The sequence below is a fragment of the Mesorhizobium sp. M7A.F.Ca.US.002.01.1.1 genome (assembly GCF_004022955.1).
In the GTDB taxonomy this organism is placed as follows: domain Bacteria; phylum Pseudomonadota; class Alphaproteobacteria; order Rhizobiales; family Rhizobiaceae; genus Mesorhizobium; species Mesorhizobium ciceri.
In genome coordinates, this window is sequence record NZ_RZQE01000233.1 from 1 (window position 1) to 8,930 (window position 8,930).

The window sequence follows — 8,930 nt, forward strand, 5'->3', positions numbered from 1 at the left end:
GCAAGAAATTCCAGCCTGGAAACCGGCTGCTGGCAACTTTGAAGATGTTGCGCCGCGCCGGTGTGCTTTATGCCACCCACATCGTCACCACCATGGTGGTGATGGCCATTTTCTGCGCTGCGGCGGTGTTTGCCAGGCGGCCGGAGCTTTTGACGATGATCAACATCGAGCCGTTGATCAAGAATACGCCGCAGGTGCTGATCGGCATCGTGACGCTCGGCCACCAGCTCGGCTACAACAACATCCTGCCCGTCTATGCGGTGCTGCTCTTGCTGGCGCCGCTGTTCCTGCTCATTGTCAGCTATCGGCCGGTCCTGGCACTGGTGGCATCCGGCGCCCTGTGGCTGGTCGCGGGGATTTATCAGATTGCTCCGCCCAACTACCCCGAGCCCGGCTTCTGGTTTCTCAACCCGCTGTCGTGGCAGTTCCTTTTCAACATCGGCCTGGCGGGCACGCTGCATGTGCGTCGCGGCGGCACCATCCCGGTCAATCGCTGGCTGGTTGGGGCGGCCTTGGCCTACACCGTTGTGGCCCTGGTCTGGGTGCACAGCCCGCTTTGGGGGCATATCTCCTGGTTTGGCCTGCCTCCGGTGCTGACCGGTTTCGACAAGACGTTCCTGTCGCTGCCGAGGCTCCTGCATATACTCGCAGTGAGCTACCTGATCGTGGCATTCCCGGCGATCTCGAATCTGTTTCGCACCGGGCGCGATCATCCGCTTGCCATATTGGGCAAACGATCGCTGCCGGTTTTCATTGCCGGCACGGTGCTTGCAATGGCGGCGCAGGTGCTGAAGCTGATCAATCCGGGCGGATTTGCCTATGACAGCCTGTTGATATCGGCCGGCATCGTCATGCAGTTCGCGCTCGCCTACTATCTCGAATGGCTATCGGGCCTTGGCTGGTCCGCCAAAAGCAGGCCGGCTCACAGCGCCGCATCGCCCGTCCATGCTGCATCCTTCGCGATGCCGGGCATGGCGACAAGAATGGGCCGTTGAGCTCAGGTGGGCGAGGGGCCGGATGAGGCCCGCACCACGAGTTCGACCGGCAGCGATTGCCGGCTGAACGAACCATCATTTTCAAGGATCGCCTTGACGGCAAGGCGGCCCATCTCGGCGATCGGCTGGACGATCGTGGTCAGCGGCGGCTTGGAAACCGCCCCTTCCGGAACACCGTCGAAGCCGACGACAGAAACATCGCCCGGTACCGCAATGTCGTGCTGCCGCAGCCAGTCCAGCGCATGGAGCGCCATCCTGTCCGACATCGCCAGGATGGCTGTCGGCGCCTCGGCACCGGCGAAAATATGTTCGAGGCCGGCCCACACGCTCTTCTCGTCATTGACGGTCTCGTAGATCGGCACACGCTCGACGTCGATGTCGACGCGGGAGAGTTCCGCGAAATAGCCACGCAAGCGGTCCCGCGTAGCGGAGTAGAGGGCCATTTCCACCTGCTCCCTTGTGGTAGGGCCGAAGCCTGCGTCGGCACAGGGCAGGGTAAGCACGGCAAAGCGGCGATGTCCGAGTTCGGTCAGGTGGCGGGCCGCCAGGCCGGCACCGGCGATGTTGTCGACGCCGATCGCCGCGACCGCATCGTCGTCGTCCGAATCGAGATCGAGCGCCACAAAGGGGAGCTTGCGTTCACGTGCCAGTTGGACCAGCTTTGAGCCGCCATCGACACAGAAAACGATGAAGCCATCGACCAGCGCACTCTGGATGTTCCACGCCAGCTGCTCGCCATTGACGGCGGAGACCAGCGAAATCCCCGCACCGGTCGCGTCACAAGCCTGCGAGATGCTGGCCATCATCACCCGGGCAAAGGGATCGTCGAAGAAATAGGAGAGGGGTTCCGCGGTCGCGACACCGATGGCATTGACCTTGCCGGCGCGCAGCAGCCGGCCCTTGGGATCCGGTCCGCCATATCCCATGGCCTCGGCTGCCGCCTTGACCCGTTCACGGACCTCCTCGCGCACGATCTCCGGACGGGCGAAGACGTTGGACGCGGTGCCGTGCGACACGCCGGCTGCCTTGGCAATGTCCGCCAGCCGGACCGGTCTTGTCTTTGCAGAGATAAGTGGCGCCATCTTCGTCTCCTGAATTCTTCCCATTTAACACTTTCGTTGGATCGGTTCAAATTTTGGCTTGATCGAGGCTTCGATAGGGCCTATGTTTGAATCGATCCAAGGAAACGCCTGCTGGCAGAATTGGATCGATTCAACATCAAGTAGGGAGTTGTGTCATGCATCCCGTCAATTTTCTGTTCGAAGACATTTACCGCAACGACTGGAGCATCTCGTCGAACACCGCGACGCAGAAGCGCCGCGGCAAAACCAGCCCATGGGTCCGCGAGTTGCGGTTCCTTGTGGAGCGCAAGCGGAGCTGATCGGGGTCGGTTTTTCGCACCTCTCGATTGGATCGATTCAAGTGCTGAAAGGAGCGCACATCATGCATCCCGTGAGCTATCTATTTGAAGACATCTATCGCAACTATTGGGGCATCGCGCCGGCTTCCGAACGGCCGGAGCGGCATCGGTTGGCAAGGCTGCGGCGGCGCAATCGCGAATTGCTCATCAAGCCCGAGCGCCGGCAGGATTAGCCGCCACGCTCGACGTTTGGTGCCGGCGGGCGTCAGGACCGCACGCGCACCAGCGCCGAGGCAGCGATCGCCAGCCAGCCGGCAATGAGCAGCGTGCCGCCGATCGGCGCCGACAGCGGGAATAGCCGCGACCCGATGAAATCGCGGGCCAGCAGATCGCCGCAGAACAGCAGAAGCCCAACCAGCAGGATCAGGCTGCCGATGCGCAGGATCCGGTTCGCGCCAAGCAATCCGGCGGCAAGGAAGACCGGCGCATGCATCAGCAGGAACGATGCGGCGGTGCCAACGAAGGCGCCGCCGAGATGCGCCGCCGCGGCCGACAGCGCCACGCCGGCAGCACCGCAGAGGCCCCCGGCCAGGACGAGGATACGGCTGCTGTCGTCGGAAGGTCGTTCGGCTGTGCTCATTTTTGGGGCCCCGTGACGCCCAACCCCGTCAGGGCTTGCCGGGGTTGGCAAGCATGTCCTGCTCGCGGCGTGACTGTGCCAGCCAGTTATACACCGCGCCCCCAGCCATCAAGACGGATGTGCCCAGAAACACCGAGCGCATGCCGAAATGACCACCGGCAAAGCCGCCCAGCAAGGGGCCGGCGACTTGCCCGACATATTGGGCGGAGATCGACAGCCCGAGCACATTGCCGCCGACCCCATCGGGAACATTGTGGCGGATCACGCTGGTGATGCAGGGCAACAGCCCGCCCAGCGCCAGACCCATCAGGAAGCGCAGGCCGATGAGTTGCCAGCTCTGCGTGACGAAGGCCTGCGGGATCAGCAGCAGCGCCGAGACGGCAAGCGCGCCGATGATGACGTTCCAGTGGCCGACGCGGTCGGCGAGCTTGCCCAGGCGCGAGGCCGACAGGATGGCGCCAAGGGCCGCCGCCGACATGACGACGCCTGATACCAGCGTGACGCGGCTCTGGTCCTCGATGAGCTGCTGCACATAGACGGTGATGATCGGCTCGATCGACATGGTGGCGAAGCTCAACAGCATGCCGGTCGCCAGCATGGCGACAACAGGCCGTTTGTCGGGGATTTGTGACCAGCCGCCTTTCCGCTTCTGCGTCGCTGCGGCGTCTGCTGTTTTCGGCCGGGGATTCTCCTTGATCAGAAACGTGGTCGCCAGGAATGCCAGGAAGATGACACCGCCGGAGAGGAGAAAGGTGGCGCGGATGCCGATCAGCGGCGGCAGGGCGCCGCCAACCAGAGGGCCGACCAGAGCCCCGCCCGTGATGCCGGCCGACAGCAGGCCCAACGCCCAGCCGGAACGCTCCTTGGGTGTCTGCATGGCGACGAGGATGGTCGATCCCGAGGAGTAGCCGCCGGCAAAGCCGATGAGCAGCCGCAGCAGCACCAGCTGCCAGACCGTCTGCACCATGCCGGTCAGCGACATGCATATGGCCATGCCGAAGCTGGCGCGAACCAGCATCACCTTGCGGCCATAGCGGTCGCCGAGACGTCCCCAGAGCGGCGCCACCAGCGCCGCCGCGAAGAACGTCGCGCCATAGGCAATCCCCGACCATTGCACGATCGCCGCGTGACCCTCGGCACCCAGCTGCTCGATATAGAGCGGCAGGAACGGCAGAAGCAGCGTCATGGCGACAAGCGTCGAAAACGAACCGGCGAAGCACACGAACAGATTGCGCCGCCAGTGGATGTTGTAGGTGCTGTCGGTCGCCGGGGGCGTGCTCTGCTGCATGTCGTATGTCCTGTCCCAGCAACTCTTTTATCGATGCTTGCTGCGGATACCAATTTGGGATACCAAGATGGTACACGTCATGGACGCAAGCTTGGCCGCTGTCAATGCAGCCTGTCGAACGTGATCGGCAAGACGATCGCAAACGGCCAAAAGATGGAAACGACAATGTCGCAGATGCACAGCGTCGAAAAACAGCTTCGGCAGATGATCCTGGGCCTCGAGATCGGTCCCGGCGAAAAGCTGACCGAGCGCTGGATCGAGAGCCGTTTCGGTGCATCGCGAACCCCGGTCAGGGCAGCACTTCTGCGGCTCGAGACCGAGGGGCTGGTCGGCAGGGACGGGCGCGGCTGGACGGTGTCGCCGATCAATCTGGCTGAACTCGAGCAGATCGCCGTCTACAGGGAGGCGGTCGAGGTTGCGGCAGTTCGCCTGACATGCAGCCTGGCGGACCGGAGCGCCATCGATGTCATCCAGGCGATGCTCGAATCCTGCGACAACGACACGCCGCGCGAGGAATGGCATCGCGTCGGCATGGATTTTCACATCGAACTGGCGCGTCTGTCGGGCAATGAATTCCTGTTCCGGGCGGTCCGTGATGCCATGACACGCCTGTCACGGGCGCGCTGGCTGGAGGTTCGCGACGAAGCGGCCCTCAGCCGCGCCTGGGCCGAACATCGCGCCATACTGGCGGCGGCACGCCGTGGCGACGCCGATGAAGCCGCGCGCCTGCTCTCGGTCCACATCGTCGGCAGCCGCGACCGGCTGGTGACGTCGCTCGCCAACGATCGGCGCGGTCTTCGCGCCAGAGGCTTTGCCGTCGTTGCTGCTTAAGGCGGATGAAGGGGCGCAAAGCGGCGTCTGGACGTGTGCGCACTTTCGCCCTCGCTTCGCAGACGCCGATGGCGTAAGGAGCGGCGATGGAAAACAACCGATTTGAAACACCTGTGACTGTGAAGTCAGTCGCGGCGGGAAGCACTCAGCTCTTGCGCACGGCGCGTGAGGCTTCCGACTACCTCCTCAACAGCTGGCCCGGCAAGCGCAGCCCCAAGCATCGCGCGGCCCTGCAGGCCTGCCATGACGCACTCGCCGGCGACAAGCCGGCGATGAACGCCAGGCGCGCCTTCATTGCGGCGGCGCGCGAAGTGGACGTCTTTGTCAGCGACAAGGCGCCGGCCTGACACAAGGCGACATCCGAGGCGGCAATCCGGATTGAGGCACGGCCCGCATCTGCGGGCCTTTTGCCGTCACTTTGCCGTTTCGGTTTCGGCTTCAGTCTCGTCTTCGGGCTTCGAACGTTCCCTCGCTGCAACCTTGGCTGCCAGCTTCTCGGCCTTCTTGGCCGCCTTCTGGCGGTCGCGTTCCTTGCGTTCCTGATCGTAGTTTGGTGGTCGCGCCATATCGGCTCCTTTTTCACTGCCTCGCGGCTCTGGTCCTGCCTAGGAGCATTAGCCGTCAAACACAACAGCTGAAGCGATAGTGCGTCGATGATGGCCAGGCTTGCAAGATGCGCGCCGCAATGATGGGGCCACGCCCATCATTGCGGCGGCGATACCTATCGCCGTCGATTTGCCGATCAGATGCCGCTTCGGTCAATCACCAGATCGGCGGCACCAAAGCGGTCCTTTGCCGTCAGCTGCTGGTGCCAGTAGGGATAGAGCAAGGGCGGCCGGCTGACCGCGTCGAGGCGCTCGCGCTCCTCGCCCGAAAGCACCAGGCTTGCCGCCGCGATGTTGTCGAGGAACTGCGTTTCCGTCCTGCCGCCGATCACCAGGGAACTGATGGACGGCCGGCCAAGCAGCCAGGCCAGCGCCACCTGCGCTGCCGACACGCCGCGCTGCGCGCCGATCTCCACAAGCACATCGACGATCCGCCACAGCCGGTCCTCGTCGCGGATCGGTGGTTCCGACCAGCCCGCGAGTTGGCGGGCGGTGGGGCTGTCACGGCGGTATTTGCCGGACAGCAATCCGCCGGCAAGCGGGCTCCAGACCAGAACGCCCAGCCCCTGGTCGACGGAAATCGGCAGCAGTTCGTACTCCGCTTCGCGCGCTTCCAGCGTGTAGTGGATCTGCTGCGTGATGAAGCGCGGCTGATGACGGCTGTCGCTGATGCCGAGCGCCTTCATCACCTGCCAGCCGGAATAGTTGGAGCAGCCGACATAGCGGATCTTGCCCTGGGCAACCAGCGTGTCGAGCGCGCCGATGGTTTCCTCCAGCGGCGTCACGCCATCCCATTCGTGCAGGAAATAGATGTCGATGACGTCGGTCTTGAGCCGCTTCAGGCTCTTCTCGCATTCCCGGATCAGGTGATGGCGCGACAGGCCTTCATCGTTTGGACCTTTGCCGATCCGCATCCGTGCCTTGGAGGCGATCAGCACGTCGCCCTTGCGCTTGCCGCCGAGCGCTTCGCCGATGATTTCTTCGGAAATGCCGTTCGAATAGACATTGGCGGTGTCGATGACATTGATGCCGGCGTCGATACAGAGATCGATCATCCGGCGCGCTTCGTCGAGATCGGTCTTGCCAACCGCCGAAAAAGCACCGGCGCCGCCGAACGTCATGGTCCCCATGGTCAGTGTCGATACTTTCAGGCCGGAACGGCCGAGGGTGCGGTATTCCATGTCGGTCCTCGCGATTGCATTGGGAAAGGGCTGGGGAGGGCGCCCGAAAGTGGCCGCTATTTGTAGGACAATTTGGGCGACGTGTCTCCATGCCAGCGCGGCGGATCGATCATGCCTGGCTGGACCGACGGCGGCGGTGACCATGCTCGCGCTGCAATAAAACCGTCATTGCAGGCCTATATGGAAGTCGGCTCAGGTGTTGCCGTTCCCGGGCTGTAGGCCGGGAGTTTGGGGCGCCGGACGTGGATCGACAGAGCTTGCAAGTGGAGCAGCCGATAATGACCGAGCTAAAACAGAATTCTCCGGCCAGGGATTGGCTTGAAGCCGAGCTCGCCGACACGCTTGACGAAGACTATGAGCTCGAAATGTCGGAGCCGGCGCTGTCGATGGAGATCGCCAAGATCTACAAGAACTCGCATCCGCCTTCGATCGATCGCATGCAGTATTTTCGCGACCTGATCACCCTGCAGTCCGAATTGATCAAGCTGCAGTCCTGGGTCGCCCACCACAAGAAGAAGCTGGTGGTGATCTTCGAGGGACGCGATTCGGCCGGCAAGGGCGGTGTCATCAAACGCATCACCCAGCGCCTCAACCCGCGCATCTGCCGTGTCGTCGCACTGCCGGCGCCGACGGAGCGCGAAAAGTCGCAATGGTATTTCCAGCGCTATGTCCCGTATCTGCCGGCCGGCGGCGAGATCGTGCTGTTCGACCGCTCATGGTACAACCGCTCGGGCGTCGAGCGGGTGATGGGCTTTGCCCAGCCCGATCAGGTCGAAGAATTCTTCCACGACGTGCCGGAATTCGAGCGCATGCTGGTCCGCTCGGGCATCACCGTGGTCAAATACTGGTTCTCGATCACCGACGAGGAACAGCAGATGCGCTTCCTGATGCGCATCCACGATCCGATGAAACAGTGGAAACTGTCGCCGATGGACCTGCAGTCGCGCGTGCGCTGGGAGCAGTACACCAAGGCCAAGGAAGAGACCTTCGCCCGCACCAACATCCCGGAAGCGCCCTGGTTCATCGTCGAGGGCAACGACAAGAAACGCGCGCGGCTGAACTGCATCGACCATCTGCTCAAGCAGCTGCCTTACGAGGAAGTGCCGCACGAGGAGATCACTTTGCCGGAGCGCGTCTTCAACCCCGAATACGAACGCCAGGTGCTGCCGCGCGAGCTCTACGTACCGGAGAAGTATTGAGGCAGACGAAGCTGCGATCTCCCCCACGAGGGGGGAGATTGGCTCTCCACCTTACGCCCGCTTGATGGTGACGTGCGTTGCGAGCGGGGTCGCCACCTGCTCGCTGCAGATATAGCCGAGCTTGAGCATGTCCAGGCCGGCAAAAAGGTTCTCGCCCGTGCCCAGCAGCACCGGCGCGATCGCCAGATGCATCTCGTCGATCAGTTTTTCCTGCAGATATTGCCGTATGGTGGCGACGCCGCCGCCGACCCGCACATCCTTGCCGCCAGCGGCAGCCTTGGCCTGTTCAAGAGCTGAATGGATGCCGTCGATGACGAAGTGGAAAGTGGTGCCGCCCTCCATCGTGATCGGTTCCCGCTTGTGATGGGTCAGCACGAAAACCGGCACATGATAGGGCGGGTTGTCGCCCCACCAGCCTTTCCAGCTGTCGTCAGGCCATTCGCCGCGGATCGGTCCGAACATGTTGCGGCCGAGGATCCAGGCGCCGACATTTTCGAAGCTGCGCGCCGCGAACGCCTCGTTGACGTCGGTGGTGCCGCCATCTTGTCCGAGCACCATCTCGCGGAAGGTGCGGGTGTCGACAAACCACTTGTGCAAGGATTCCCCACCGACGCCGAGCGGATTTTGCAGATCCTGATCGGGACCGGCGCCATAGCCGTCGAGCGATAGGGTGAAAGCGTTGACGCGAAGTTTGGACATGCGAGCCTCCTCGATAACCGATTGTGTTTTGCAAGCAGTTTTTTGTAACAAACCGATTGTGAATTGCAAGCGGTATTTTCAAGCTCAAACGAAGCCCACGCAACGGTCAAGTGGCCCTCGCTATGGATTCCC

At 62.8% G+C, this 8,930-nt stretch carries 11 protein-coding genes; 5 read left to right on the plus strand and 6 right to left on the minus strand.

Going from position 1 to position 8,930, the window contains the following annotated elements; all coding sequences use genetic code 11:
• Positions 1-995 (plus strand): OpgC domain-containing protein (opgC, locus tag EN932_RS21225; RefSeq protein ID WP_128369048.1); only part of this gene is annotated, 995 nt, incomplete at its 5' end.
• A 2-nt stretch (positions 996-997) separates the two neighbouring features.
• Here opgC and EN932_RS21230 read toward each other — a convergent pair.
• Positions 998-2,077: a substrate-binding domain-containing protein gene (locus EN932_RS21230; RefSeq protein ID WP_127366111.1), complete on the minus strand. Its 1,080-nt coding sequence runs from the start codon at positions 2,075-2,077 to the stop codon at positions 998-1,000.
• An 82-nt stretch (positions 2,078-2,159) separates the two neighbouring features.
• On the opposite strand from EN932_RS21230, the gene EN932_RS38030 reads away from it, so the two are divergent.
• Positions 2,160-2,588 (plus strand): hypothetical protein, encoded by a 429-nt coding sequence (locus tag EN932_RS38030; RefSeq protein WP_164753438.1) that lies wholly within the window; start codon positions 2,160-2,162, stop codon positions 2,586-2,588.
• A gap of 32 nt (positions 2,589-2,620) precedes the next feature.
• Here the strand turns inward: EN932_RS38030 and EN932_RS21245 are convergent, their stop codons facing one another.
• Both EN932_RS21245 and EN932_RS21250 read right to left on the minus strand, forming a co-directional pair.
• Positions 2,621-2,995 carry a DUF423 domain-containing protein gene (locus EN932_RS21245; RefSeq protein ID WP_027162433.1) on the minus strand — a complete coding sequence of 125 codons (375 nt, stop codon included), beginning with the start codon at positions 2,993-2,995 and terminating at the stop codon, positions 2,621-2,623.
• A 28-nt stretch (positions 2,996-3,023) separates the two neighbouring features.
• Positions 3,024-4,283 carry a multidrug efflux MFS transporter gene (locus EN932_RS21250; protein ID WP_127367173.1) on the minus strand — a complete coding sequence of 420 codons (1,260 nt, stop codon included), beginning with the start codon at positions 4,281-4,283 and terminating at the stop codon, positions 3,024-3,026.
• A 165-nt stretch (positions 4,284-4,448) separates the two neighbouring features.
• Here EN932_RS21250 and EN932_RS21255 point away from each other — a divergent pair, with 165 nt between their 5' ends.
• Positions 4,449-5,114, plus strand: a complete 666-nt coding sequence (locus tag EN932_RS21255; protein ID WP_024504688.1) for a GntR family transcriptional regulator — start codon at positions 4,449-4,451, stop codon at positions 5,112-5,114.
• A 113-nt stretch (positions 5,115-5,227) separates the two neighbouring features.
• Positions 5,228-5,461, plus strand: a complete 234-nt coding sequence (locus tag EN932_RS21260) for a DUF982 domain-containing protein (RefSeq protein ID WP_244506945.1) — start codon at positions 5,228-5,230, stop codon at positions 5,459-5,461.
• A 66-nt stretch (positions 5,462-5,527) separates the two neighbouring features.
• Here EN932_RS21260 and EN932_RS21265 read toward each other — a convergent pair whose 3' ends face one another.
• A complete protein-coding gene (locus tag EN932_RS21265) occupies positions 5,528-5,680 on the minus strand; it encodes a hypothetical protein (RefSeq protein WP_013532262.1) in 153 nt (50 codons plus the stop codon).
• A 176-nt stretch (positions 5,681-5,856) separates the two neighbouring features.
• Entirely contained in the window at positions 5,857-6,900 is a 1,044-nt protein-coding gene (locus tag EN932_RS21270) for an aldo/keto reductase (protein ID WP_127368483.1), read from the minus strand.
• A gap of 278 nt (positions 6,901-7,178) precedes the next feature.
• Between EN932_RS21270 and ppk2 the strand changes: the two genes are divergently transcribed.
• The gene (gene ppk2 / locus EN932_RS21275) at positions 7,179-8,099 is read left to right on the plus strand and encodes a polyphosphate kinase 2 (protein ID WP_127368484.1); all 921 of its coding nucleotides are present in this window, start codon (positions 7,179-7,181) and stop codon (positions 8,097-8,099) included.
• A gap of 51 nt (positions 8,100-8,150) precedes the next feature.
• Here the strand turns inward: ppk2 and EN932_RS21280 are convergent, their stop codons facing one another.
• Positions 8,151-8,798, minus strand: coding sequence for a dihydrofolate reductase family protein (locus tag EN932_RS21280; protein ID WP_127368485.1), 648 nt, complete (start codon positions 8,796-8,798; stop codon positions 8,151-8,153).
• Positions 8,799-8,930: the final 132 nt, after the last annotated feature.